The sequence below is a fragment of the Rathayibacter sp. SW19 genome (assembly GCF_030866825.1).
GTDB lineage: Bacteria > Actinomycetota > Actinomycetes > Actinomycetales > Microbacteriaceae > Rathayibacter_A > Rathayibacter_A soli.
Genome location: NZ_CP133020.1, coordinates 4,582,374 through 4,605,974, shown reverse-complemented (window position 1 = coordinate 4,605,974; position 23,601 = coordinate 4,582,374). Strand labels below are relative to the sequence as shown.

Genomic DNA, 23,601 nt, shown 5'->3' with positions numbered 1-23,601 from the left:
CTGAGGGCAATGTCCAAAACAGCGCCGAAGCCTCCCGTAATCGGGGATGTGGCGCGTGAGGCCGGCGTTTCTGTACCGACTGTGTCACGTGTTCTGACAGGCGCGGCAAACGTGTCCGACGACAAGCGCCGTCGAGTCCTTCGAGCCATCGAGTACCTGAATTACCGGCCATCGGCCGCCGCCCGCGTTCTGGTCGCGGGCCAGCCGCGTCTGATTGCGATTGTTGCCGGCGACACGTCTCGATACGGATACGCGGAAACGATTCGAGGCATCGAAGAGACAGCGAGAGCGCACGGCTTCTCGGTCACGATCTCCGTGGTGGAATCGGCGGATGATGTGGCGGTCGATCGTGCGGTTGCACTCGTTCTTGGGCAGTCGATCGCGGGAATCATCGTTCTGAAGTTCGACCCGCCAGGGGTCGCCCTACTGCATCGCCTGCCGAAAGACATCCCGACCGTTTCGATCTCCGGCGTTCGTGAAACCGGCGTACCGCAGGCCGTGCTCGACGAGGCGACAGCCGCCGAAGAAGTTGTGGACTACCTGCTTGGGCTCGGTCACGATACAGTACATCACGTTCGTGTTCCACCCTCTCGGAAGGAAGACGGTCGCACGACAGGGTGGCGACGCGCGCTGCTCAAGCGTGGAGCGCTGGTTCCGGCTATCTTCGATGCAACGTGGGACCCTCAGACCGGCCGTGAAATCGGCAAGCAGATCGCAGAATGCGACGATGTCACGGCCGTGTTCTGCGGGAATGACGAGATCGCGATCGGAGTCATGCGAGGACTTCGCGAGGGTGGCAAGTCAATCCCCGGGGATGTGAGCGTGGTCGGCTTCGACGACCACCCGCTTTCAGCGATGTGGACGCCGGCCCTGACCACCGTCAAGCAGGATTTCGTCGGTCTCGGATCCCGCGCCTATGGACTCCTCGCGGGGTTGCTCGCGGGCGAAAAGGTTCGGAAGTTCTCGTCGGAACTGCCTACTCTTGTGATCAGGGAGAGTGCGGCGCCGCCCCGGCGCAGATGACGTCGCATATCGCCAGCAACATCCGGCTGGCGCAGCTTGTGCACCACTTTCCGGGTCGCACACGCGGCTGACCGTACACTCGAGCCATGGATCGGGTGCTTGCAGCAGGGGCGGTCGTCAAGGACAGCGACGGACGGTTTCTGCTGGTGTTGCGCAGCGACGAACCGCAAGCCGGCCGATGGAGCATCCCGGGCGGAAAACTCGAGCCGGCCGAGACCCTTGCCCAAGCTGCTGAACGCGAAGTGCTCGAGGAGACCGGGCTGGTCGTGCGGGTGACCCGCGAAGTCGGATGCTTCGAATCACCGACCGCGGACGGCCGCGTCTTCGAGATCCACGACTTTTCGGCCGAGCTGGCCGACGCTGCAAACTCGGCGGGCGGTCACGCCGGCGCCCACCCGATCGCGGCCGACGATGCGGCGGACGCGGGCTGGTTCATGGCTGACGAGCTGCGTACGCTGCCGCTCACGAAAGGCCTGATCGCGTGCCTCATACAGTTCGGGCTGTATCCGTAACCCGAATCGTTCGCGCATTCGCCGCGCCGGCGTTGAGTTCCTCAGGCGGTTTGCAGCGCGAGCTGGACGACCGCAACGCCATCCTGTCGACGATAGGCGTGTGCGCCTGTGTTGATGACGACGAGGTCGACTATTTGGTTGGGTAGCGTGGCCTTCAGCCAGTGCAGGTGTCGAACGTCATGGTCGGTGATCGCGGATTTGAGTTTCACCTCCACACCCACTGCTTCTGCGTGTCCCCGGCGGATGATGAAGTCAATCTCGCACCCCCATCATGGTCGAGGCGTAACCTGGCAATCAACCTCGAAGCAGCTCAGGCCGACGGATGCGGTGTCCCTGTTCGGTGAAGTCGTGCGTGATGATTCGTTCGATGCTCGATGTAGTCATCCAGCCATTTTGAGCACGCCCAGTCCACCATATTGAGCGGTACTGGTCCACCATTACGAGCGTGATTTGCCGATCGTAGTGAGCGGCAGGAATCTGGCCGCAGTCGAACTCGAGCGAAAATCCCCGGACTTTGGTCTACCGTCACAACTCGGCACATCTGCGCACTCGACCCAGCAGTATGCGATCATTGCAATAGAGAACGTGCAGTTCTCTATTCAAGGAGAGCCGAATCGTGCCGACAGAGCCGAGACCAGCGCCCGCGTCGACGCACACCGTCGTCGACCTAGGCTCGGTCGGCCGCAACGACATCGCACTGGCCGGCGGCAAAGGCGCCAATCTGGGTGAGCTGATTCGTGCCGGCTTCCCCGTTCCGCCCGGCTTCATTGTCACGACAGACGCGTACTGCTCCGCGCTGACTGCTGCCGGCTTGAGCACACAGGATCCCGCGCTTGCGACGAGCGACGGCGCCGCACTGCGCGCTGCGATCACGGCGCTCGAACTGCCTAAGCACATCGCCACAGCGATTACGGATGCCTACACCCGGCTTGGCGGCACAGTCGCCGTGCGTTCCAGTGCGACCGCTGAAGACCTCCCAGGCGCAGCATTCGCCGGTCAGCAAGACACCTACCTCGGCGTGGTCGGTGCTGAGGCGGTGCTCGATGCAGTGCGCGCGTGTTGGGCGTCGCTCTGGAACGAACGGGCAATCGCCTACCGCCGGCGGCTGTCAATCGACCCGGCCGAGGTGGCGATCGCCGTCGTCGTGCAGTCCCTGATTCCGGCGGATGTCGCCGGCGTGCTCTTCACCGCCGATCCGGTGACCGGCGCCCGCGACCACCTCGTGATCGACGCCAGCGCCGGGCTCGGCGAAGTGGTCGTCTCCGGCCTCGTCACACCGGACCACTACGTGATCGACCGCACTGGCCGCACTCTCGAATTCTCACCAGGCAAACGCGAAGTCATCATCAGCAGCGACGGGCACGGAGGCATCACACGCACCGAAGTCGTCATGCAGGCCGAGGGCGCCCCTGCCGCAGCCCAGGCCAGCAACCCGGCCGCCGCCGCCGCCGGTGCCCCCGCCGCCGGTGCCCCAGTCGCCGGTGCCCCGGTCGGCAGCTCGACGGACAACCCGGCGAGCAAGCCGTTGCTGTCCCACGCCGCACTAGCAGAACTGGCGTCTCTCGGCACGGCGATATCGAAGCTTTTCGACGGCCCACAGGACATCGAATGGGCGATCGCGGGCAACCAGCTCGCGCTGCTGCAGGCCCGACCGATGACGGCGCTGCCGATCCCGCAGAAACTGAATCGTGTGCAACGGCTCATCGGCAGCGTCTTCAGCGACTACTTCAGCGTGCGCCCGTACCCTCTCGACATGGACACCTGGATTCCGTACGGCCCGCTCGGAATGATGGGTCGCGTGATGGCGAGTGTCGGCATCCGTTCGAATTTCGATCGAATTCTTCCCGAAGAGGACGGCGTCGTCGTGCAGTTCGTGCCGCCGATGCCGTCACCGACCGGGCATGTGGTCAAGGCGCCGTTCAGCGTGCTGAGCCGCGCGCGGCGCTACGATCCGGCGCGCTGGACCACCGACCCGCGCTACGCCGACTTCGAACGGCGGCTGCAGGAGCTCACCCGCAGCGATCCGGCCGCAGCGAGCTGGCCGGAGCTCGTCGCATCCGTTCACGCCGCCCTCGACCTGGTCGACCCGATCACGACGCTGCGCACGCAGTATCTGCCGGGCATGGGGGTGGCGATCATTCGCCTGCGTCTCGCGCTCACCCGCGTACGGCGCACGCGGCTGATGGCTGATCTCATCATCGGCGCCCCGACGATTACCGCACGCGGAAACGAACGCCTCAGCGAACTTGCCGAGACCGTTCGGGCGGATGCGACGCTCCGCAGCCTCCTCACCGAGCGGGATGCGCGTGCCGCTCTTGAGCGCGTCACCAGCGATCCGGCGTTTGCGGGTTTCACGAGCGCCTTCGCCGAGTACCTCCAGCAGTACGGGCACCGTGAGACGATCAGCCCGGTGCTCGCCTCCTCACCGACCTGGAGCGAGGCTCCCGAAACCGTGCTCGGGCTGATTGCGCTGCTCGCCTCCGACGACAGCGAACGCGCGGCAGCGACGCGGGCGGCGGATGCCGAGGAAGCGCTGTTCGCGCATCGCCGGCTGCAGTCACCGAAGGCGCGCGAACGGATGCAGTGGCGCATCCGGGCGGCTCGGGCCGGCATCGGATTCCGGGAGGACTCCCACGACGCATTCATGCGCACGCTGCCGCCGCTGCGGCGCGCTCTGCTCGAGATCGGTGTGCGTCTGCGCGGTGCAGGGGTGTTGTCAGAGCCGGCGGATGTCTTCCACCTGCGACTCGGCGAGATCGAGACGGTCGGGGAGGTCGCGACCCTCACGCCGACGCAGGCTGCGGAGTTGTGCGCGGTCGCGACGGCGCGGATGCTGAAACGCGAGCAACTCGCATCCGTTCGCATGGTCGACTACGCGGCGATCTTCGGGCGCCCACGCCGTGACGAGAATGCGTTGGTCAGCGGAACGCCGGCCTGCGCAGGGCGAGCGACCGGAACGGTGCGCGTCATTAGCGGGCCGGACGAATTCGGCTCGCTGCGCCCGGGTGAGATTCTGGTCTGCCCATACACGAACCCGGCGTGGACCCCACTGTTCCAGAGCGCTGCGGCTGTCGTGGTGGATACGGGCGGCATCGGTTCGCATGCGGCGATCGTGGCGCGCGAGATCGGCATCCCCGCGATTATGGGTACGGGGGAGGGGACGCGAACGCTGCGCACGGGGCAGCGCGTCACCGTGGACGGCGGCGCTGGGGTGGTGACGGCGGCGTGATGGAGGTGGCGCAAATTCCGCTGGATGCGACGACTGGCGCGACTGCTGTGGATGAGGCAACCGCAGGCGACCACCGCAGCGGCGCCCGGAGGCGGGGTGCCGTTCTCACCGCGGCGATCTACGCGGCGACGCTGACCGAGTTGAAGCGTCACGGCTATGCCGCGCTCACCATGGAAGCGGTTGCGAAGCGAGCTCGCACGGGTAAGGCATCCTTGTATCGGCGTTGGCCGACCCGGACTGAGCTCGTCATGGATGCGGTCTATGACGCGTTGCCTGCGGAGCAACTTGTTGCTGACACGGGCACGCTGCGCGGTGACCTGATTCAGATGCTGACGACGGCTTTGGTGCCGCTGTCGGGGCCGCTTGGTGCGGCACTGCGTGCCCTGCACGGCGAGGCTCTGATCGACGCGGATCAACGGAGGCGGGTGCGCGAGTACTCCCGCGACGGTGCCGTTGAGCGGATGCGAACGATCGTGATGCGTGCGGTCGCGCGTGGAGAGCTCGATGCGGCGAACGTCACGCGTGTGCGGCTGGAGGTGGGTCCGTCGATCCTGCGGAACCGCTTTCTGTTCCGCGATCTCGACGACTTCGACGTGGTGGAACTCGTCGACGACGTCATCATGCCCGTGTTGATGGCGCCGGTGGCGGGGGCGCCGGTGGTGCGATCGCTCGCCGGGCGGTCGTCGGGCAGTCGCTAGCCGGCAGCCGGAAGGAAATGTGTGCCGCCGTTTGCGCGGACTCTGCCGGCCATTCGCGTCTCCCGATCGGGGTCGTTCAGTTCTCTTCGAGCAACCGCCCGAGGCGGCGCGAGACCTTCCGGCTACGGACGAGATGCTTGAGAATGTCGCGCATGGCGAAGGTGCCCTCGTCGGTACGACTGATTGCGGCCTGCGCTCGTGTGTGTTGCAGGGCGCGCTGACCCGCGCGGTTACGGGTTGCGTGGTAGTCCTGCAGCGCGTCCAACGGGGTCTCACCGCGCACGGCCCGAGCAGGCGGGAAGCGAGGTCGAGCGCATCCTTCAGCCCGATGTTCAGCGATGGGCCGCCCGTATCGAAGACGTGAGCAGCGTCATCGGCGAGGAACACGCGGCCGCGCCGATAGGCATCCGCTTGCCGGCTGTTGCCCACCGTGCTGCGGATCGCGGTGGCGTCGGTGAAGGGCAACTCGGTGCCAAGTACCCGGTGCAGTCCCGTGCGCAGTTCGTCGATGAATGCGTCGTACGCCCGCAATGTCGAAGCTATTGCCGCGCCGAGCGATTCGGGCGGCCGGGATGGTTTCGCGTGCGATGTGTGCGACTCCGTCGCTGGTGAATCCGGGGAAGGCGATTCCTGCGCACTTGCGAACGACGCTGTGCGCGCCGTCGCAGCCCACCAGGAAGGATGCGCCCAGGGAAGTGGTGGCCTCTGCGCCGACGGCGTCGGCGCCCGCGATTGCGACGTCGGCATCCGCGCGGGAGTCGTCAGGTTGCGGGTAATTGATCCCTATGTCAGTCTGGCTTGACAAATCAACAGTGTCAATTTAGACTGACAGATATGGAACCCGCGGAGTTCGCGAAGCAGTTGCGCACCACCGATCCACTGATCGGTCTGCGTGCCGTCGGCGCGCTCCATCGGCTCGCTGAGCGCGTTGAGGCGACGCATGTTGCCGAGGCCAGGCGGGCGGGATGGTCGTGGGAGCAGATCGGCGACGCACTCGGTGTCACACGCCAGTCGGTGCACGCGAAGTACGGCAAGCACGACGGCGGCCGACAGAAGAATGAGACGCAGGGGAACGATGTTTGAGAGATTCGCTCGACCGGCGCGGATCGCGATCGACGATGCCCGATACGAAGCAGGACGCCGGGGTGATCGAAGGATCGGCACCGAGCACTTACTGATTGCCCTCCTCCGTGACGACGAGCTGGCTCGAATTGTTGGAGTCGATGCCGAAATCGCACACAAAACGGCCGACAGGCTCGATCGCTCGGCGCTCGCCGCAATCGGGCTGGAAACCGACGCCGCACCCGCGACGCACGCTGCTCTGGGCACGCGGGTTCCGCTGACCCCTGGGGTCAAGGCTGTGCTGCATCAGACCATCATCACCGCGACGGCGGAGAAGTCGCGAACGATTACGACTCGACACATGATGCTCGCGCTGCTCGACCGGCGCGAGCCCGATCCGGCGGCTGCGTTGCTCGCCGCCATGCCGATCGACCTCCAAGCGACTCGCGAGCGTTTGTCGGCGGCTGCATAGACCGGCTGAATCAACCGTCACCCGCGGACCGTGTTGTCTGCAGAAGTGCTTCTCAGTGCGCATTCCGCGCGCGCAATCACGAAAAGCAATCGCGAGAAACAGTCACGATAAACCTATTGCCGCGTGCCTGCATCGGAGCTAGCGTCCACTTATTGAACACAAGCGGTGCACGAGGGAGTGTGCGAAATGCGGTGGGATAGCGCAGGCCAGGGACGGTTCGGTCGGGGTTGGCACTCAATCGTGGGGCGTTTGACGTGGTTTGGGTGCCTCAACCGACCTGAGGACTTGCCGCGATCGCAGTGCGAGGCCGAGTCGCTTGCATTGCTGTGGGTAATTGACCAAGCGATATTGTTGGCGAACTCGGCCGAAGATCTACTGGCAAAGCTCGATTCCGCCACGGCAGCGGACGCGGCCGACGCGGCCGATGGAGTCGATGCGCGATCCGGCCTACAGCTTCGGCTCGCATTCGTCAACCTACTCGGCCCCCTCGAAGACCTTGACTGCTGCACCGAACACACGGTGATTCAGAACAAGGCAGTCGCACTGCTGGAGTTTTACCTGCACATGATCACGCGTTCATTTGAGCTGCACTACTCCGTGGTCGCTCGGCGCAGTATTGGGATCCTCGGGCATGGTCATCACCCTTCTTCGACGTATCTGAAGCTGACGGCGCTGCGTTCAGAATTGCGGAACCCGCTGGCCGGAGTTGAACCCAGCACAATCAGGTTGCCAGCAGCCGCCGAACCTGGCGTGGTCATCCCATCCAGAGAGATGCGCTATCGCAAAGCCGGAAGTTCGAAGTCTTTCGTGGCCGTTGCCGCGGTCGGAGTTCTTTATGTTTCCAGCACTGCCTTTATGCCAGGCGCTAACTGTGTCCCGGGGCGATGCTCGGTTCCAGACAACTACGCGTTCTTACAGTTCGTTCGGCTCTTAGCACCCGCGGTGCTGCTGGCTGCACTGATCTGCCTCTTGATCGCAGTACTAATCCGGGCGATCCCGCAAGCCAACACCCTTGATGTCGAACCCGACCCCCAAGATGTCGAACCACGGACCCTTGACGTCGAACCAGATCCGCCGACAACCAGTCGACCAGCGGACCTGGCCATTTTCATGCGCCCTCCAGACCCAGGCGGAAAAGAAGCCCTAAATCCTTCTCGCTAAGCCCATAAAAGTGTCATCCGGGCCGGGGTAACGTAACCGGCGCCACCTACTCGCCGGCGCAAAACCTGGCAGTATGGCAGTATGACGGATTCATTCGCGGCCATGGTGTTGCCTGAGTGCGCACCGTGCTGCGGCGAACCGTGGCCGAGGATGTCGTGACCGGCGCGCGCGGCGCGAGGTGACGTCGGCCGAAATCTCTGCGGGCAGCGGTGGGCGCGAACGCGTGCGCCGCTTCGCCGTTCTGCGCAGCTGGAAGACGGGACCATACCTGGTCGGCGGCGGCATGGCGATGATGGGCGACAACATCGAGCACGTGCTCACGTACTGGGTGTTGTGGGAGAGATTCCATTCGCCGGCGCTTGTCGGTTTCCAGCTGGTCAGCCACTGGCTGCCGTTCCTCCTGCTGTCGGTGTACGCGGGTGCGCTTGCGGAACGGTACGACTGTCGGCGGCTCATCCAGGCGGCACAGGGTCTGTTCATCTTCGTGTCGATCGCGTGGGGGGTGCTCTTTCTCACCGACAGCTTGCAGCTGTGGCAGGCGTGCGTTCTGCTGGTGCTGCATGGCACGGCGGGGAGTCTGTGGGGGCCCGCCGAGCAGATGATGCTCTACGACTTCGCCGGACGCAAGCAACTTGCCAGCGCGGTGCGCATCAACGCGACGTTCCACAGCCTGGGCATCCTGCTCGGGCCGGTCGTCGGCTCTGCGCTACTTGTGGGCGTCGGCCCCACCCTGGGCATCTTCATCAATGTCGTGTTCTACCTGCCGCTGACGATCTACCTGACGCGCACGCCGTTCACCGGGCATCTGCGCGAAGACGCGTCGGTCGGCGGGCGCACCTCGACCCGGTCCTCGACCCGGTCCTCACTGCGAGTGCTGCTCGAGGTGCGACACAATCGATCAATCGTGGGCATGCTGATTCTTGCCGCGCTCGCCTCCGTCACCATCGGGGCCGTGCTGCAGACCGCGATGCCGGTGTTCGGCAACGCGCTTGCCGCCTCTGGGCAAGACGCGGGACTGATCTACGGTGTCTTGCTGTTCGCGCTCGGCCTCGGAGGCGTGGTCGGAGGGTTCTTCCTGGAGGCCAGCGGATGGGTGAAGCCGAGTGTGGGAACCGCCGTGGTGGCGACGATCGTGTTCGGCCTGTCTGCCGCCGTGTTCGCGTTCACCGGGTCGATCGTGGTCGCGGTGGTCGCACTGGTGCTCGCCGGCGTCGCCCAGATCACCAGCACGGCCACGGAGCAGGCGATCGTGCAACTTGAGGCACCAGTCGCGCAGCGCGGCCGCGTCATCGGTGCGTACAGCATGTTTGGCCCCGGCATGCAAACATTCAGTGGCCTGACCGTCGGTGTGCTCGGCACGATGATCGGCATTCCGTTCACCGTCATTCTGGGCGGATGCGTGCTGGTCGCGGGGGCGGTCGCGACCGGCGTATATATCGCCAGGGGGCGCGCCGAATAGTGCGCGCCATGCACTCGCTGCTGCGCCAATTCGGCGAGCGCAGACGCATCAATGACCAGCATTACGCGGCGTCGGTAACGCGCGCCTCGCTCAGCACATCGGATACTCACATCTGCGGATTCACAACCCCACGCACACGGATGCGCTCGCTCAACTCATCGAGGCTGGGGCGGGCCACGCTCGCCGTGAGTTCCGCGAGTGCGAACTCCGAGAGGCTCTGGCCTGCAGCTGCCGCGCGGGCCTTGAGGGCGCGTAGTGTCTCGGCGGGAACATTTCTGACTTGCAAGCTAGACATGCGATCGGCATATCGCTCATGCATAATGCATGTACAGATGAATTGTGTGCGATCGGCTGCGATGTGCCGGGCAGATGGTGGTGATCGCGCCCTCCTGAGAGCGGATGACGGGAATCGAACCCGCGCTATCAGCTTGGGAAGCTGAAGTTCTGCCATTGAACTACATCCGCGCGACCGCCACGCACGCCGACGATCGACAACCATCCTAAGGCACGGCGTCGAGGAAGCCGAAGCGCGTCAGTCGGAGGCACATCGAGCGCACCGACGACCAGCAGAATAGACAGCATGCATCCTCACGACATCGCAGCACTGCCCCCGCTCATCTTCGGCGAGCCTGGCGAGTTCCGCGAGCAGGTCGTCAGTGATATCTTGGCCGGGCGCAAAACCGGGTCGACCAACCTTGCCGTCGCATACGCGCTGAAGGGTGAGCGCGTTCCGCGTGTCAGCGAACTCCGCGCACTGCTCGACTCCACTAATCGCCGCGTCGCCGTCGTTCGCTACACGGATGTCGTTCGCACCAGCTCCGCCGACATCACCGAGTTTCTCACGCTGAAAGAGGCCGCGTCGATTGAAGCCTGGCGCACGATCCATCGCGAGTATTGGGCGACGCTGGTGGAGGACATCCGCGGGTTCCTCGGCGACGCCGAGTGGGAACTGCGCGCGGACGAGCCCGCGATCAGCACGGTCTTCGAGGTGATCGAAATCACCGAACGAACGCCTTCCGTCGCGTTCATCGGCGCCGGATTCCACGCGAGCTCGAATCTTCTCCCGGCGTGCGTGCTCGGCGGCATCCGCATCGACGCCATCGCAACGACCGACGTGAATCGGTCGGCCGCCGCGCTGGCGCGCTTCGGCTCAGACGGCGTCGCCTACAGGGACGCCGCCGAGCTGCTGCAGAATCCCGCCGTGCGCAACGTTGTGATCGTCGCCCAACCGGATGACCAGGCCCAGCTTGCCCGGCAGGCGATCGCCGCCGGCAAGAATGTGTTCGTCGAGAAGCCGCTCGGCCGCGATGGCGGTGAAGCAGCTGAGATCGCTGCAGCCGCTGAGCAGGCTGGCGTGCGGCTCGCGGTCGGCTTTATGAAGCGGTACGCACCGGCCTACCAAGCACTCAAGGCCGAGCTCGACGATGGATCGCTCGGCGAGCTCCACTCCTTCCAACTGACATTCGGATGCGACAGCACCGCGTTCTGCGCAAACGAGCGCGAGTTTCTGACACTCGCCGCAATCCACGTGGTCGATCTCGTGCGCTACCTCTTCGGCGAGCCTGCGGAGGTGAAGGCGCTCAGCAACACGGCTGGCAACCTTGTGTCGATGGCCGTCAGCTTGCGCTTCGACTCCGGCGTCATCGGCACGCTCGATCTGACCGGACTGCCGTCATTCTCGAGCGAGACCGAGCTTCTGCGCGTTGTCGGGCGAGCGGGGGTTGCGGCGGTTCGAAACGTCGCAGAGCTGGCCGTGCACACGGCGGATGCGGGCGATGTCGCGTCGTGGCGGGTGCTCACCGACGCGACGGTCACACGGGTTCCGGCGGAAAGCGCGATGTCGGGGGTTGAGCGCGATCTGTACCTGCGCGGCTTCGTTGGCGAGTTGCAGGCGTTCGCCGACTCGGTGGCCGATGCCGTGGCGCGGCCCACGTCTAGCAGTGACGGGTGGGACAACGCCCGAACGATGGAACTCTGCGACCGCATCCTGGCAGCGGCGGGCTGAGTCGGGCCGCGGGGATGAAGGTCTCGATACGCTCGCTCGCTGCGCTCGCGGTCTACTCGACCAGCGGTGCCGGCGCTGGGGCGGGCTACTCGACCAGCGGTAGCGGTGCTGGCGCTCGCTACTCGACCACCGGAGGCGCGGGTGCGACCGTTCGGATGCCGAGTTCGGCCGCCGCGGCGCCGAGGCGCGCGTCGTAGGCGACCAGCAGATCGGCGTCGAGCAGGGTCGCACTGGCGAGATGCAGCGCATCCGGAGTTCGGAGAATCGGCGGGCCGATGCGGCGAGCAAGTGCCACCACGCGGGCATCGAGAGGGAACTCCGAGAGCCCGGAGAGTGCAACATCCGCCAGTTCTGAGATCGACGAAGGATGCTCATGGTCCAGTCGGGTGCGTAGTGCGCGCGTCACCTCGACCCAGGCCAGCGACGAACTGGCGAGCGTGTCGCCGGCCGCCAACCGTTGCTCAAGCCAGTCGACGAGCGCGTCCGATTCCGGCTCATCGACCGCGCGCTTGATCAGCGCACTGCTGTCAACGTAGATGCGCACTCAGATCCGATCTTCGCGACCGAGCAACTCGGTCGACGAGACGCCGGGTGCGAGGCGAATGCGCTTCGTCGCTCGTCGCCATGGGCTCCGCGGCGGAATAAGACCGAGCGAGTCATTCGCTTCTCGCGCCGATGTAGGCGGCGTGCCTGCGCGCGCGAGATAAGCCTCGATCGCGGTGCGGATGATGTCTTGCTGCGACCGGCCGGTGCGTGCTGCCTCGGACTTGACTGCTGCCGCGACGTCTGCGCGAAGTCGGAGATTAGTGGCCATACCCAATGGTACCGATCCGGCACAGGCCTGGTACCGATCTATGATGGCCGGGATTGGCTCGCGGGGTCTCGAGACGGCCGCCCTTCGGCAAGCTCAGGGACCGGCCCTCCCCGACCAGCGGTGCGGCCCGGCACGCTAGCGGTGCGCCATGTGCTGCATCCTGCGCCACTTCAACTGGCGCACTACACGCCAAGTGGCGCAGATGGCCGGGCGCGCGGGCGCGCAGGCGCGCGCAGCGATTAGGGGGCGTGCGGTGCGCGCGCCGCCGCGCGTCGGTCGTAGATCCTCTGCGCGGGAATCGACAGGAACACAACAAGGAGTGCGAAGAAGTTGATGGGTGGCACCAGTACGCCGATCACGAGTGCAACCGCGAATCCGATCGTGGTCGCGATGCTGGCGAACACCTTTCTGCCTCGCATCGGATTGCTCGGGTCTTCCAACTGCGGATGCCTGCGAATGAGAAGTGTCATCGCCAGCAGCGTCACGCTGCTCGCGGTCAACGTGCCGATGTAGATGCCGACAGTGACCGGGGTCGTAGCGAACTGCGAGATCATTTCGGTTGGTAACGGCAGCACAACGATCGTGAATGCCCAAACCAAGCTGAGCAGTAGCAGCTGCCCGTTGTATGACTTGACATGTTCGAATGCCGAATGATGCGAAACCCAGAACCGTGCGATTACAGCGAAGCTGAGTGCGAATGCACCCAGCTGGTTGACGTTGTCCGCGAGGAATTGCGCTGCGTTGTGCCCGGCTGTTGCGGCTCCGGAGACCGAATCGACCAACGGCAGGATGAGGAGCGTGATGGCGATCGCGGTCACGGCGTCCGTGAAGAACACGAGTCGATCGAGGCCACGCGCTGTCTGCATACTGCCAGGTTAGGGGGCAACGCGACGTGTCCGCATCCGCAACCTCACGCATCCGCTCTCGCGAGATGCTCGCATTCGAAACCTGCCCGCAACACGCGTTCCGATAGTCTGACCGTGTGCTGCTGTCTGATCGTGATATCAAGGTCGAGTTGAATGCGGGGCGGATTGCGCTGCATCCGTATGATCCTGACATGCTGCAGCCGTCGAGCATCGACGTGCGTATCGACCGCTACTTCCGGCTGTTCGACAACCACAAGTATCCGTTCATCGACCCGGCCGAAGATCAGCCCGAACTTACGCACCTGGTCGAGGTCGACACCGACCAGGCGTTCATACTGCATCCGGGCGAATTCGTGCTCGGCTCGACCTACGAGCAGGTGTCGCTGCCCGACGACGTCGCTGCGCGGCTGGAGGGCAAGAGCTCGCTCGGCCGGCTCGGCCTGCTGACGCACTCGACCGCCGGATTCATCGACCCCGGTTTCACTGGGCATGTCACCCTCGAACTGAGCAATGTGGCGACGCTGCCGATCAAGCTCTGGCCGGGCATGAAGATCGGTCAGATGTGTTTCTTCCGGCTGTCGTCGGCCGCGGAGCATCCGTATGGTTCGGGTGCCTACAGTTCGCGCTACCAGGGGCAGCGCGGGCCGACCGCGTCGCGGTCGTTCCAGAATTTCCACCGAACGGATGTCGGCGCATCCGATGCGGGCAAAGCGGGCCGGTGAGACGCGCGTGCCCGACAGCCCAGTGGCCGCCAGCCCAGCGCCCGACAGCCCAGCGCCCGACAGCCCAGTGAGCGACAGCCCAGTGAGCGACTTCGCACGCGCACTGATCACGGAGGGGCCGACCACCAAATATCCCTCGCGGATGCGTCGCTTCGGCAAGCTCATCGGCACCTGGGATGCGCGCGGTCGCAGCCTCGACGAAGCCACCGGCGAGTGGGTGGAGCGTTCGTTCACCTGGATCGTCTCGTTCGTACTCGGCGGGCGTGCCGTTCAGGATGTCGAGGTCGTGCCGAGCGCGGACGATCCGTCCGTTTCCGAGACGGTCGCGACCGCCCTGCGCGTGTATGACCCGGTCGCCGGGGTCGTTCGAGTCAGCTTCTTCAGCCCGGCCACGAATCAGTATGCGAACCTCGTCGCGATCGGCTGGCACAAGGGCATCCGGCAGGACGGCACGCAAAACGACGGGCGGTTGATCCGCTGGAACTTCAGCGAGATCACGCGCGACAGCTACCTCTGGGACGGCTGGGTGTCCAACGATGACGCCGTCACCTGGGTGCACGTCGGGCACGTCGAGGGCACCCGCATCGCATGATCGCGGTCCGGCGCTTCGGCTGCGCTCAGCGACCGAAGTTCCGGTCCCTGAGCGAAGTCGACGCTTCTATGGGTTTTGTCAAGTGTTGGCGTTGAGTTTTCGGAAGATTGAGCGTGCGATGTGGCGTTTGAGGTTGCGGAGGGTTTCGCGGCGGTTGTGGCCTTGTTCTTGGCGTTTGGCGGTGTAGGCCTTGGTGGGCTCGTCGTTGAGCATGCGGTGGGAGGCGATGATGTAGAGGGCGTGGTTGAGTTGCCGGTCGCCGCCGCGGTGCAGGCGGTGCCGGGTGGTGTTCCCGGAGGACGCGGGGATCGGGGCGACGCCGGCGAGGCGGGCGAATGCGGCCTCGGAGCGGATGCGGCCGTGGGCGGAGAAGGAGACCAGGAGTTGGGCGGCGGTGAAGGGTCCGAGACCGTTCTCTTCCAGTAGCCAGGCGGCCAGTGCGGTGACGTGGATGGTCAGCTTGGCGTTGATGGTGGCGATCTCGCCCTGCCGGGTGTGGATTTCCTGGGCCATCCGGGTTGCTTCGGCTCGGATGGTGTTCTGTGCGGGGGTGTCGGTGCTGCGGGTGCGCCAGGCGGCGACCTGGCCGATTTGTGCTTTCGTCAGTTTCTTGCGGGCGTCGATGCCGAGGGGAAAGCCACGCAGCAGCGCGGTCAACGCGTTGCTGGTGGCGGTTTTGTTCTTCTGCAGTGCTTTCCGGGAGGTCAAAAGGACTCGCAGTGCGGCCTGGTCGCCGTGGTGTGTGCGGGGGATCATCAGCCGGTCCACGGGCAGGGCCAGTGCGTGGCGGGCGGCGTGTTCGGCGTCGATGACGTCGCTTTTACCGGCCCGGCGGACACCTCGTTTCGGTGGTTTCGTTTCGGTGACTTCCACCCGGTGGGCACTCAGCAGGTCGGTGAAGGTTGCCCCGTAGGAGCCGGTGCCTTCCATCGCGACCAGGGTGTGGCCTGGTGCCTCGCGCAGCATCCACGCGTAGGCGCGGTCCAGCCCGGGTTTACTGGTCGGGAAAGTCGCCGACTTCAGCAGCGCTCCGGCACTGCTGAGCACGGCCAGGGTGTGGGTCCTGGCATGCGTGTCGACCCCGATGACGTGGTCGTACTGTTGCCAAACCAGTTGTGAGACGATGGGCACGGTAACTCCTTCTGTAGGGGGTGTTATTACGTGCCGGTCTGGTCGTCGAGCAGGCGTTTCTGTAATGAGTCACGGGATCTCTTACAAGGTCCCGGACGAGCTTCTATCAAGCCATGTTCACGCGGTCAGGCCGGCGCTTCCCGCCCTGCCTGGTGGACATGTCGACTGCAAGACACACGCTGCGCGCGGTCGGAAGGGCGGTGAGTCACACCAGACAAAGCTGAAAACGCCAGTCTGCCAGCCAGTACCAGACCAGCCACAACCATTACAGAAGGGTCAGCGAACGGTCGCCGTGTACAGTAGCGGCAGCTGAAGACTCAGCCATGGGCTGAACGCCCACGGGGTCGCGGTTACTGCTTTGAGCAGGTCGGCGGGGTCGACCCAGCGCCACGCCATGACCTCGTCGGGCGCCGGCGCGATCGCATCCGTCGTCGTTGCGGTGTAGACGGGACAGACCTCGTTTTCGACGACGCCACTGGCATCCGTTGCTCGATACCGAAAGTCGGGCAGTGCAAGCGTCAACCCAGTCACACGGATGCCGAGCTCACGTCGGGCGCGCCGCTGCACGGCATCCTCGCTCGCTTCGTCCGGCGCCGGATGCCCGCAGAACGAGTTTGTCCAAATGCCGGGCCACGTGCGCTTGGTCAGCGCACGCTGGGTAACGAGGATACGGCCGTCACCGTCGTACACGTGGCACGAGAACGCCAAGTGCAATCGGGTGTTCGCGTCGTGCACGGTCGCCTTGTCCGCGACACCGATCGGCGTGCCGTCCTCGGCGAGCAGGACGACTTGTTCGGTGTGCGCGTGTGTGGAACTCATACATCCATTTTCGTGCATGGGCTGCGGGGTCTCGATACGGGTTTCGATACGGGTTTCGATACGGGTCTCGATACGGGTCTCGATACGCTCGCTGGCGCTCGCTACTCGGCCACCGTCTTGGTGCTCGCTACTCGGCCACCGTCTTGGTGCTCGCTACTCGACCACCGTCTTGGCGCTCGCTACTCGACCACCGTCTTGGGCGGACCTTACACGTCGCTGAAGAGTTGGCGCACCTCGCGGAACTGCTGCAGAGTATCATCGGCGGGAACCAGTGTGTGGTGCGGGTTGCTCAGCTCGCCGGCACCGCGGATCTCGGTGTGCAGGCGTTCCATCTTCGCGTCGAGGCGGGCCGCTGTTTCGGCGGCCTCTTTGAGCTCGTCGAGCAATTCTTGCGGCACCGCACGGTCGTATTTGTAGTAGATCTTGTGCTCGAGGCTGGCCCAGAAGTCCATGGCAACGGTGCGGATCTGCACCTCCACGAAGACCGGCTTCGGCCCGGCAGACAGGAACACTGGCACCTCGATGATCGCGTGCAGACTCTTGTAACCGTTCGGCTTCGGCTTCGCGATGTAGTCCTTCGCGGTGATCAAGCGCACATCGCTCTGACCGGTGAGAAGTTCGAACACGCGATAGACATCCGAACCGAAACTGCAGGTGACGCGCACGCCCGCGATGTCGGTGATGGTGGCGGCGATCGCGTCGAATGACGGGTCGCACTCCTTGCGGATCACCTTAGCGACAATGCTCTCCGGAGTCTTCAAGCGGCTCGACACGTGCTCGATCGGATTGTAGTCGTGTAGCTGACTGAATTCCTCGCGCAGGATCGAGATTTTCGTATTCACCTCGTCGATGCCGAACTTGTACGGCATCATAAAGCGGGCGAAGTCGTCACGCAACAGCCTGATCTCATCGAGCGTCGTGTCGTCCACGCCCTCGAGCGCATGAGCGGCTCGATCTGTCAACCAGTCCGGATGTTCTGACTCACTCGATGTGTACGCATCCAAATCCAGTTCTGTGCTCACGGCCTCCAATCTAAAGCACGAGATTGTGGGTCGCCAATGAATTCACAGGTGGGTAATCAGTGATCCGCGAGTCGCTCCTGCTGGGCTTTCACCGGAATGAGCAGCACGAGGCCGATCGCGAGAACGAGCACGATGCCGAGGATGCCCCAGTACTGCGCGCCGCCGATGGTGACGAACAGAGCGAACGCGGCGGGTGCCAGTGCGGTCGCCGCTTTGCCCGTCGTTGCGTACAGTCCAAAGACCTCGCCTTCCCTGCCGTTCGGAATCAAGCGCGCCAGGAACGAGCGGCTGGCCGACTGAGCAGGGCCGACGAACAGGCAGAGGGCCAAGCCGAAGATCCAGAAAACCGTTTGGCCACCGGAATGCAACAGAAACACGAGCATCCCGCAGACCACAAGCCCGACCAGCGCCGTCACGATGACCGGCTTCGGCCCCAGGCGGTCGTCGAGAACTCCGACAGCGACGGTCGAGATGCCGGCGACGACGTTCGCTGCGATCGCGAAGATGATCACTTCGCCGGGCGTGAAGCCGAACGTGCCGGCGGCGAGCACGCCGCCGAAGGTGAAGACGCCGGTCAGACCGTCGCGAAAGATCGCGCTGGCGATCAAAAAATACACGGTGTGCCGGCTGGTGCGCCAGAGTCGCGCGATGTCGCGGCCGAGGATGGCGTAGGAGCGGAAGAAGCCCACTCGCTTGGCCCTGGCATCTGTCGTCGCCCGGTTGCCGGGAACAGAGAAAAGCACGGGCAGCGCGAACAGGCCGAACCAGGCCGCGGCAATCAGCATCGAGACCCGAACGGAGAGGCCGTCTGCGCTGGTGACGCCGAACATGCCAACGTCGGGGTGGATGAACCCGAAGTAGACGATCAGCAGTAGAACGATGCCGCCGATGTAACCCATGCCCCAGCCGAACCCGCTGACCTTGCCGATCGTGCGCGGCGTGGAGACCTGCGCGAGCATGGCGTTGTAGTTGACGCTGGCGAACTCGAAGAAGATCGTTCCCGCCGCGATCAGGATCAGGCCGAACAGGAGGAAGCTCGGCTTGGCCTCGACGAAGAACATGAGCGCAAGCGCGATGACCACGAGGTAGGTGTTCACAGCCAGCCAGAGTTTGCGGCGACCGCCACGATCCGAGCGCTGCCCTGTGATCGGGGCGAGCAAGGCGACGGCAACACCCGCGATTGCCAGCGCCCAGCCGAGCTGTGCGGACACAACGGCATCGCCGCCGAACGCCTTTCCGGTCAGATACACGGTGAAGACGAACGTGGTCGCGACGGCGTTGAACGATGCCGAACCCCAGTCCCACAGCCCCCAGGCGACGATGCGGCCGGTGGGGATGCGCTGCGCTGGCACGGTTGCGACGCCCGTGATGCAGGCCGCGCCGTTGTCGTCGGTCATGCACTCAGGCTAGTGCGCGTAGAGCCGGTTATCGTGGGATGGTGACGGATGAACCGGCAGGTCAGGATGCGGATGCGGACGCGGGCGTGCGTGCGGATGCTGACGCGGGCGAGCCTGCGGGCGAGGCCACCCGAGCACCGATGTCGGTGGCGCCCGGCATCCTGATTATGCTCGGCGGTCTGCTGGTGGCCGCATGGATCGGTGTGGGCCGCTTTCCGTTCGGCGTCGCAGGCAGCCTGACGCCGCTGTATGTCTTCATCGGGCTGATCATCGCCGGGTTGCAAGTGGCTACGGGCCGCGCACTGATCCGCGGTGCCCGCGCCGGCTATCAAGCGCATGGCTGGACAATCGCGATCGTTCTCTCGTCGTGGGCATTCGGCATCCTCTGCGGCCTGACGTTGCCGGATGCGACGCCAGCCGGCATGCAGACCATCCTTACCGGGGCGCAGGAGCCAGGCCTTGGCATCGCCATCGGCGTGACCAACCCGGCGGGTATGATCTGCGTCATCCTGTCGGTGGCTGCGGTCATTCTCGCCTACCGGGATGCCCGCGGCGGCCGCCCGATCTACGACCAGGACGGTGCCAACGACGCCTGGGAGCGGATGCACCGGTACTAGTGCACGGTGGGAGGGGTCCGGCTAATAGGGTGAGGAGTTCAGAACGATCGAGGTAAGCGGAAGGGCTGATGGTTATTCCGGAGCAGCGAAGCGGACAACCTGATTTCTCATCGGGACTCCTGGCATCCGACGAGGTGCACGCCTCCGATGGGACCGTGTCCACCGGTACTCTGCCTCCCGCGGAACGTGTCGAGGCGCTGCTTCGGGAGGCGTATCGCCGGTACCTCCCACTGGGGGAGGGCGTCGTTGCCGACCACATTCCTTCGTTGAGCCAGGCGGACCCGGCTCTGTTCGGCCTGAGCATCTGCGGTGTCGACGGGACGCTGACCAGCTCCGGAGACAGTGACTACCGGTTCTCCATCCAATCGATCTCGAAGGTGTTCGTGTTCGCTCTGGTCTGTCAGGAGCTGGGGCACGACGAGATCTCGCGGATCGTCGGGGTGAACAGCACGGGCCTGCCCTTCAACTCGGTGATGGCGATGGAACTCCACGATGGCGAACCGCGGAATCCGATGGTGAATGCCGGAGCGCTGGCCACGACAAGCCTGGTGCCGGGTGACACGTCGGCCGCGAAATGGGAATTCATCCAGGCCGGGCTGTCCCGGTTCGCCGGGCATCCGCTGGAGCTCGATATCGACGTGTACGAGTCTGAATCGGCAACGAACCAACGCAATCTGGCGATCGCCCGATTGCTGGAGAGCTACGGGCGACTGCGCTTCGACCCGAACCAGACGACGGATGTCTACACCAAGCAGTGTTCGCTTCTCGCGTCCGCGAAAGATTTGGCGGTGATGGCCGCAACACTCGCCGACGGCGGCGTCAACCCGATCACACACGAAAAGGTCGTCGATGCTGCCGTGTGTCGGGACGCCCTCGCCGTGATGGCGACCTCGGGACTCTACGAGTTCTCCGGAGATTGGCTCTTCGAGATCGGGGTGCCCGCGAAAAGCGGGATCTCCGGCGGAATTCTCACCGTCGCGCCCGGAAAAGGAGGCCTCGGCACCTTCTCGCCGCCGCTGGACCCCGCTGGCAACAGCGTTCGTGGTCAGCGAGCCGCACGATATCTTTCTGGCGCGCTGGGGCTTGACATCTTCGCGTCCAGGCCCTGGAGCGCGGCACCCTGAAGGCCAAACCGCAGGCGTAGGATCGGCTGACAATGGGCCATTCGAAAGCCCGAAAGGACTCCTATGTCGCACGACCTCCCCTTTGCTCTTCCGCCGACCTTCCTCTGGGGCGTGTCGACGGCCGCCTATCAGATCGAGGGTGCTGTGATGGAGGGCCGGCGGGGGCCATCCAGCTGGGATGCGTTCGTGCGCGAACCGGGCCGCGTGCACGGGGGAGACACAGGCGATGTCGCCTGTGATCACTATCATCGCTACCCGGAAGACGTGGCGCTGATGAAAGAGCTCGGCGTCGACGCCTACCGGTTCTCGTTCTCATGGACGCGCATCCAGCCATCGGGTCGCGGGCAGGTCAATCAGGAAGGTCTCGCTTTCTACGACCGGTTGGTCGATGCCCTGCTGACCGCGGGCATCCAGCCGACGCCGACGCTGTTCCACTGGGACACGCCGCTCGAACTGGAAGAAAAGGGCGGCTGGCTGAACCGGGACATCACCGAACGTTTCGCCGACTACGCACACCTGATGGGCGAGCACTTCGCCGACCGCATTCCGCGCTGGATCACCATCAACGAGCCGGTCGTGCTGACCATGCTCGGCTACGGGGCCGGCATTCAGGCGCCGGGTCTCACGCTTGGGCTCGACGCGCTTCCCGCCGCGCACAACCAACTGCTTGCACACGGTCGCGCGGTCACCGCACTGCGCGCGGCCGGTGTCGGCAACATCGGCATCGCCAACAACCATGCGCCGACCTGGCCGGCAAGTGATCACGAAGATGACCTGATCGCCGCAGGCCTCTACGACAACCTCGCCAACTGGCTGTTCGCTGACCCGATTCTGCTCGGGCGTTATCCGGCCGAGCTCGAGTCAGTGCTGCCGGATGGGGTCAGCGACGATCTGCGTGAGATTTCTGCACCCATCGACTGGTACGGAGTCAATTACTACAACCCGACGCGCGTTGGGGCGCCGAGCGCGGCATCCGCAGGTTTGGTCGACGGGCACGCACTGGATTCCGACCTGCCGTTCAGTCTGCGCGAGATCAAGGGCTACCCGCTCACCGACTTCGGCTGGCCGGTCGTGCCGAGCGCGTTCACCGAACTGCTCACCGGCTTCAAAGAGCGCTACGGTGACGCGCTGCCGCCGATCTACATCACCGAGAACGGCTGCGCGATCAACCTCGAACCGGGGCCGGATGGCGCGGTGCACGACAACCGGCGGATCTCCTACACCGAGTCGCACCTCGGTGCTGTTGCGGATGCGGTCGCCGCGCGAGTGGACGTGCGCGGCTATTTCCACTGGTCGCTGATCGACAACTTCGAATGGGCCGCGGGCTATTCGCAGCGGTTCGGGCTCGTGCACGTGGACTTCGACACGCAGAAGCGCACGCCGAAGGATTCGTTTGGCTGGTATCGCGACGTGATTCAGGCCTACAAGTAGGCGCGGCACTTCATGGCACCCCGACCGCCGAAAGGCGAGCCCGGCGATCGCGTCGCGATCCTGTCCCCGGCCTTCGCCGCGCCCGGTTCATAGTGCGCGAAGTGCTGGATTGCCCAGGCATTCCGACGTTTTGCGCACTATGAATACCGAGGCGGATGCGCCGACCGGGCGGACTGATTGCACGAGCGTGCGCAGAATCTGCAACGCTGGATGCGTGCACAGCGAATACAAGGTCCCCGGCGGCAAACTCGTGGTCGTCGACTTCGACGTGGCCGGCGACGTTATGGCGAACGTCCACGTGTCCGGGGACTTCTTTCTCGAACCGGACGACGCGCTCGACGCCATCAACGAGGCGCTGACCGGTCTGCCGACCGACACTGCGGCATCCGCTCTCGCTCAGGCGATCGACCGAGCACTGCCGAACGACGTGACGATGCTGGGCCTCACATCGGAGGGTGTCGCCGTCGCCGTTCGGCGGGCGCTGTCGCAGGCGAGTACCTGGGCCGATTACGACTGGCAGCTGATCCACGGCCCTGCCTACCCCGAGCAACTGCAGATGGCGCTCGATCAGGTGCTGACCGAAGAAGTCGCGGCCGGCCGGCGGCGGCCGACACTGCGATTCTGGGAGCGCACCGAGCCCGCGGTGATCATCGGCAGCTTCCAATCGGTGCGGAACGAAGTAGACCTGGATGCTGCCGCGCGCTACGGCGTGCAGGTCGCCCGGCGCATCACTGGCGGCGGCGCGATGTTCGTGGAGCCCGGTTCGTTCATCACCTATTCGCTGTATGTGCCGATCGCGTTAGTGGACGGAATGTCGTTTGCAGATTCATACGCGTTTCTCGACGACTGGGTTCTGACCGCGCTGCGATCGGTCGGCATCGACGCGTCGTACAAGCCGATCAACGACATCACGTCGCCGCTGGGCAAGATCGGCGGTGCCGCGCAGAAACGGCTTAGCAGCGGCGCGGTGCTGCACCACGTGACGATGAGCTATGACATGGATGCCGACAAGATGACGCACGTGCTGCGGATCGGTCGCGAGAAGCTGAGCGACAAGGGTACGACCAGCGCGAAAAAGCGGGTGGACCCGCTGCGCAGCCAGACCGGCATGTCGCGTGAGGCGATCATGACGCGGATGGAAGACACGTTCCGCGGACTGTACGGTTTGACGGCGAGTGAGGTGTCGAACGAAGAGTTGGCTCGCGCCGAGTGGTTGGTGACGGAGAAATTCGCGACCGACGAGTGGTTGTATCGCGTGCCGTAGGCCGGGGCGCCTTTGCGCAACTGGTGCGCAAAGCGCTGTGACGCCGAGGGGGAAGCAGCGTTTGGCGCACCGCGGAGTTGGTCGGGGTCTCGATACGCTCGTTGCGCTCGCGGGCTACTCGACGGAACGATGCAATTCGATTACTGGACGGCCCCGGCGAGAAGGCTGACAATCGCAACAG

At 64.7% G+C, this 23,601-nt stretch carries 25 protein-coding genes, 1 tRNA gene and 2 pseudogenes; 15 read left to right on the top strand and 13 right to left on the bottom strand.

Going from position 1 to position 23,601, the window contains the following annotated elements; genetic code table 11:
* Positions 1 to 9 precede the first annotated feature (9 nt).
* Together QU604_RS21430 and QU604_RS21425 are read left to right on the top strand one after the other, a co-directional pair.
* Entirely contained in the window at positions 10 to 1,023 is a 1,014-nt protein-coding gene (locus QU604_RS21430; protein WP_308466631.1) for a LacI family DNA-binding transcriptional regulator, read from the top strand.
* A gap of 86 nt (positions 1,024 to 1,109) precedes the next feature.
* Positions 1,110 to 1,535, top strand: a complete 426-nt coding sequence (locus tag QU604_RS21425; RefSeq protein WP_308466630.1) for an NUDIX hydrolase — start codon at positions 1,110 to 1,112, stop codon at positions 1,533 to 1,535.
* 41 nt (positions 1,536 to 1,576) lie between these two features.
* On the opposite strand, the gene QU604_RS21420 is transcribed toward QU604_RS21425, so the two are convergent.
* Positions 1,577 to 1,750: a hypothetical protein gene (locus tag QU604_RS21420; RefSeq protein ID WP_308466629.1), complete on the bottom strand. Its 174-nt coding sequence runs from the start codon at positions 1,748 to 1,750 to the stop codon at positions 1,577 to 1,579.
* Positions 1,751 to 2,151: 401 nt separating this feature from the next.
* Between QU604_RS21420 and QU604_RS21415 the strand changes: the two genes are divergently transcribed.
* Together QU604_RS21415 and QU604_RS21410 are read left to right on the top strand one after the other, a co-directional pair.
* Positions 2,152 to 4,764, top strand: a complete 2,613-nt coding sequence (locus QU604_RS21415; protein ID WP_308466628.1) for a PEP/pyruvate-binding domain-containing protein — start codon at positions 2,152 to 2,154, stop codon at positions 4,762 to 4,764.
* Positions 4,764 to 5,462, top strand: a complete 699-nt coding sequence (locus tag QU604_RS21410; RefSeq protein WP_308466627.1) for a TetR/AcrR family transcriptional regulator — start codon at positions 4,764 to 4,766, stop codon at positions 5,460 to 5,462. Before QU604_RS21415 ends, QU604_RS21410 begins: the two co-directional genes overlap by 1 nt.
* A gap of 76 nt (positions 5,463 to 5,538) precedes the next feature.
* On the opposite strand, the gene QU604_RS21405 is transcribed toward QU604_RS21410, so the two are convergent.
* The 3 genes and pseudogenes from QU604_RS21405 to QU604_RS22305 form a co-directional block, all read right to left on the bottom strand.
* The gene (locus QU604_RS21405; RefSeq protein ID WP_308466626.1) at positions 5,539 to 5,727 is read right to left on the bottom strand and encodes a hypothetical protein; all 189 of its coding nucleotides are present in this window, start codon (positions 5,725 to 5,727) and stop codon (positions 5,539 to 5,541) included.
* Between the two features lie 86 nt (positions 5,728 to 5,813).
* Positions 5,814 to 5,927 (bottom strand): annotated as a pseudogene (locus QU604_RS22310) (FAD-dependent monooxygenase); the annotation flags it as partial.
* 157 nt (positions 5,928 to 6,084) lie between these two features.
* A pseudogene (locus tag QU604_RS22305) lies at positions 6,085 to 6,135 on the bottom strand (hypothetical protein); the annotation flags it as partial.
* A gap of 161 nt (positions 6,136 to 6,296) precedes the next feature.
* On the opposite strand from QU604_RS22305, the gene QU604_RS21395 reads away from it, so the two are divergent.
* The 4 genes from QU604_RS21395 (at position 6,297) to QU604_RS21380 (ending at position 9,616) form a co-directional block, all read left to right on the top strand.
* The gene (locus QU604_RS21395) at positions 6,297 to 6,545 is read left to right on the top strand and encodes a helix-turn-helix domain-containing protein (protein WP_308466624.1); all 249 of its coding nucleotides are present in this window, start codon (positions 6,297 to 6,299) and stop codon (positions 6,543 to 6,545) included.
* On the top strand, positions 6,538 to 6,996 hold the full coding sequence (locus QU604_RS21390; protein WP_308466623.1) for a Clp protease N-terminal domain-containing protein: 459 nt from the start codon (positions 6,538 to 6,540) through the stop codon (positions 6,994 to 6,996). The genes QU604_RS21395 and QU604_RS21390 overlap by 8 nt, the downstream gene beginning before the upstream one ends.
* A 519-nt stretch (positions 6,997 to 7,515) precedes the next feature.
* Complete coding sequence (locus QU604_RS21385) at positions 7,516 to 8,157, top strand: hypothetical protein (RefSeq protein ID WP_308466622.1); 642 nt, start codon at positions 7,516 to 7,518, stop codon at positions 8,155 to 8,157.
* 178 nt (positions 8,158 to 8,335) lie between these two features.
* Positions 8,336 to 9,616 (top strand): MFS transporter, encoded by a 1,281-nt coding sequence (locus QU604_RS21380; RefSeq protein ID WP_308466621.1) that lies wholly within the window; start codon positions 8,336 to 8,338, stop codon positions 9,614 to 9,616.
* 106 nt (positions 9,617 to 9,722) lie between these two features.
* Here the strand turns inward: QU604_RS21380 and QU604_RS21375 are convergent, their stop codons facing one another.
* Together QU604_RS21375 and QU604_RS21370 are read right to left on the bottom strand one after the other, a co-directional pair.
* Positions 9,723 to 9,911 (bottom strand): FitA-like ribbon-helix-helix domain-containing protein, encoded by a 189-nt coding sequence (locus QU604_RS21375; protein WP_308466620.1) that lies wholly within the window; start codon positions 9,909 to 9,911, stop codon positions 9,723 to 9,725.
* A gap of 99 nt (positions 9,912 to 10,010) precedes the next feature.
* Positions 10,011 to 10,081 (bottom strand) — tRNA-Gly (locus QU604_RS21370).
* Positions 10,082 to 10,196: 115 nt separating this feature from the next.
* Between QU604_RS21370 and QU604_RS21365 the strand changes: the two genes are divergently transcribed.
* Positions 10,197 to 11,621, top strand: coding sequence for a Gfo/Idh/MocA family oxidoreductase (locus QU604_RS21365; RefSeq protein WP_308466619.1), 1,425 nt, complete (start codon positions 10,197 to 10,199; stop codon positions 11,619 to 11,621).
* Between the two features lie 118 nt (positions 11,622 to 11,739).
* Here QU604_RS21365 and QU604_RS21360 read toward each other — a convergent pair whose 3' ends face one another.
* The 3 genes from QU604_RS21360 to QU604_RS21350 form a co-directional block, all read right to left on the bottom strand.
* Entirely contained in the window at positions 11,740 to 12,165 is a 426-nt protein-coding gene (locus QU604_RS21360; protein WP_308466618.1) for a type II toxin-antitoxin system VapC family toxin, read from the bottom strand.
* Positions 12,166 to 12,435 carry a ribbon-helix-helix protein, CopG family gene (locus QU604_RS21355; protein WP_308466617.1) on the bottom strand — a complete coding sequence of 90 codons (270 nt, stop codon included), beginning with the start codon at positions 12,433 to 12,435 and terminating at the stop codon, positions 12,166 to 12,168.
* Between the two features lie 239 nt (positions 12,436 to 12,674).
* Positions 12,675 to 13,301 carry a TMEM175 family protein gene (locus QU604_RS21350; protein ID WP_308466616.1) on the bottom strand — a complete coding sequence of 209 codons (627 nt, stop codon included), beginning with the start codon at positions 13,299 to 13,301 and terminating at the stop codon, positions 12,675 to 12,677.
* Positions 13,302 to 13,417: 116 nt separating this feature from the next.
* Between QU604_RS21350 and dcd the strand changes: the two genes are divergently transcribed.
* Complete coding sequence (gene dcd, locus QU604_RS21345; protein ID WP_308466615.1) at positions 13,418 to 14,023, top strand: dCTP deaminase; 606 nt, start codon at positions 13,418 to 13,420, stop codon at positions 14,021 to 14,023.
* Positions 14,024 to 14,105: 82 nt separating this feature from the next.
* Positions 14,106 to 14,615 carry a hypothetical protein gene (locus QU604_RS21340; RefSeq protein ID WP_308466614.1) on the top strand — a complete coding sequence of 170 codons (510 nt, stop codon included), beginning with the start codon at positions 14,106 to 14,108 and terminating at the stop codon, positions 14,613 to 14,615.
* 78 nt (positions 14,616 to 14,693) lie between these two features.
* Here the strand turns inward: QU604_RS21340 and QU604_RS21335 are convergent, their stop codons facing one another.
* From QU604_RS21335 to QU604_RS21320, 4 genes are all read right to left on the bottom strand, one after another.
* Positions 14,694 to 15,746, bottom strand: a complete 1,053-nt coding sequence (locus QU604_RS21335) for an IS110 family RNA-guided transposase (RefSeq protein ID WP_308466613.1) — start codon at positions 15,744 to 15,746, stop codon at positions 14,694 to 14,696.
* A 276-nt stretch (positions 15,747 to 16,022) separates the two neighbouring features.
* Entirely contained in the window at positions 16,023 to 16,565 is a 543-nt protein-coding gene (gene idi / locus QU604_RS21330; RefSeq protein ID WP_308466612.1) for an isopentenyl-diphosphate Delta-isomerase, read from the bottom strand.
* Between the two features lie 206 nt (positions 16,566 to 16,771).
* Positions 16,772 to 17,437 carry a GTP pyrophosphokinase gene (locus QU604_RS21325; RefSeq protein WP_308468992.1) on the bottom strand — a complete coding sequence of 222 codons (666 nt, stop codon included), beginning with the start codon at positions 17,435 to 17,437 and terminating at the stop codon, positions 16,772 to 16,774.
* Between the two features lie 206 nt (positions 17,438 to 17,643).
* A complete protein-coding gene (locus tag QU604_RS21320) occupies positions 17,644 to 18,984 on the bottom strand; it encodes an MFS transporter (protein WP_308466611.1) in 1,341 nt (446 codons plus the stop codon).
* 38 nt (positions 18,985 to 19,022) lie between these two features.
* On the opposite strand from QU604_RS21320, the gene QU604_RS21315 reads away from it, so the two are divergent.
* From QU604_RS21315 to QU604_RS21300, 4 genes are all read left to right on the top strand, one after another.
* Positions 19,023 to 19,601 carry a hypothetical protein gene (locus QU604_RS21315; RefSeq protein WP_308466610.1) on the top strand — a complete coding sequence of 193 codons (579 nt, stop codon included), beginning with the start codon at positions 19,023 to 19,025 and terminating at the stop codon, positions 19,599 to 19,601.
* Between the two features lie 68 nt (positions 19,602 to 19,669).
* Positions 19,670 to 20,725, top strand: a complete 1,056-nt coding sequence (glsA, locus tag QU604_RS21310; protein ID WP_308466609.1) for a glutaminase A — start codon at positions 19,670 to 19,672, stop codon at positions 20,723 to 20,725.
* A 63-nt stretch (positions 20,726 to 20,788) separates the two neighbouring features.
* A complete protein-coding gene (locus tag QU604_RS21305; protein WP_308466608.1) occupies positions 20,789 to 22,156 on the top strand; it encodes a GH1 family beta-glucosidase in 1,368 nt (455 codons plus the stop codon).
* A 214-nt stretch (positions 22,157 to 22,370) separates the two neighbouring features.
* Positions 22,371 to 23,420: a lipoate-protein ligase LplAB gene (locus tag QU604_RS21300; RefSeq protein ID WP_308466607.1), complete on the top strand. Its 1,050-nt coding sequence runs from the start codon at positions 22,371 to 22,373 to the stop codon at positions 23,418 to 23,420.
* Positions 23,421 to 23,601 lie beyond the last annotated feature (181 nt).

Excerpts from the sequence above, each read along its gene's own strand:
- QU604_RS21305 (WP_308466608.1), top strand. The coding sequence starts at position 20,789 with ATGTCGCACGACCTCCCCTTTGCTCTTCCGCCGACCTTCCTCTGGGGC.
- QU604_RS21430 (WP_308466631.1), top strand. The coding sequence starts at position 10 with ATGTCCAAAACAGCGCCGAAGCCTCCCGTAATCGGGGATGTGGCGCGT.
- QU604_RS21390 (WP_308466623.1), top strand. The coding sequence starts at position 6,538 with ATGTTTGAGAGATTCGCTCGACCGGCGCGGATCGCGATCGACGATGCC.
- QU604_RS21350 (WP_308466616.1), bottom strand. The coding sequence starts at position 13,301 with ATGCAGACAGCGCGTGGCCTCGATCGACTCGTGTTCTTCACGGACGCC.
- glsA (WP_308466609.1), top strand. The coding sequence starts at position 19,670 with ATGGTTATTCCGGAGCAGCGAAGCGGACAACCTGATTTCTCATCGGGA.
- QU604_RS21395 (WP_308466624.1), top strand. The coding sequence starts at position 6,297 with ATGGAACCCGCGGAGTTCGCGAAGCAGTTGCGCACCACCGATCCACTG.
- idi (WP_308466612.1), bottom strand. The coding sequence starts at position 16,565 with ATGAGTTCCACACACGCGCACACCGAACAAGTCGTCCTGCTCGCCGAG.
- QU604_RS21315 (WP_308466610.1), top strand. The coding sequence starts at position 19,023 with ATGGTGACGGATGAACCGGCAGGTCAGGATGCGGATGCGGACGCGGGC.
- QU604_RS21355 (WP_308466617.1), bottom strand. The coding sequence starts at position 12,435 with ATGGCCACTAATCTCCGACTTCGCGCAGACGTCGCGGCAGCAGTCAAG.
- QU604_RS21320 (WP_308466611.1), bottom strand. The coding sequence starts at position 18,984 with ATGACCGACGACAACGGCGCGGCCTGCATCACGGGCGTCGCAACCGTG.
- QU604_RS21425 (WP_308466630.1), top strand. The coding sequence starts at position 1,110 with ATGGATCGGGTGCTTGCAGCAGGGGCGGTCGTCAAGGACAGCGACGGA.
- QU604_RS21325 (WP_308468992.1), bottom strand. The coding sequence starts at position 17,437 with ATGATGCCGTACAAGTTCGGCATCGACGAGGTGAATACGAAAATCTCG.
- QU604_RS21375 (WP_308466620.1), bottom strand. The coding sequence starts at position 9,911 with ATGTCTAGCTTGCAAGTCAGAAATGTTCCCGCCGAGACACTACGCGCC.
- QU604_RS21410 (WP_308466627.1), top strand. The coding sequence starts at position 4,764 with ATGGAGGTGGCGCAAATTCCGCTGGATGCGACGACTGGCGCGACTGCT.
- QU604_RS21365 (WP_308466619.1), top strand. The coding sequence starts at position 10,197 with ATGCATCCTCACGACATCGCAGCACTGCCCCCGCTCATCTTCGGCGAG.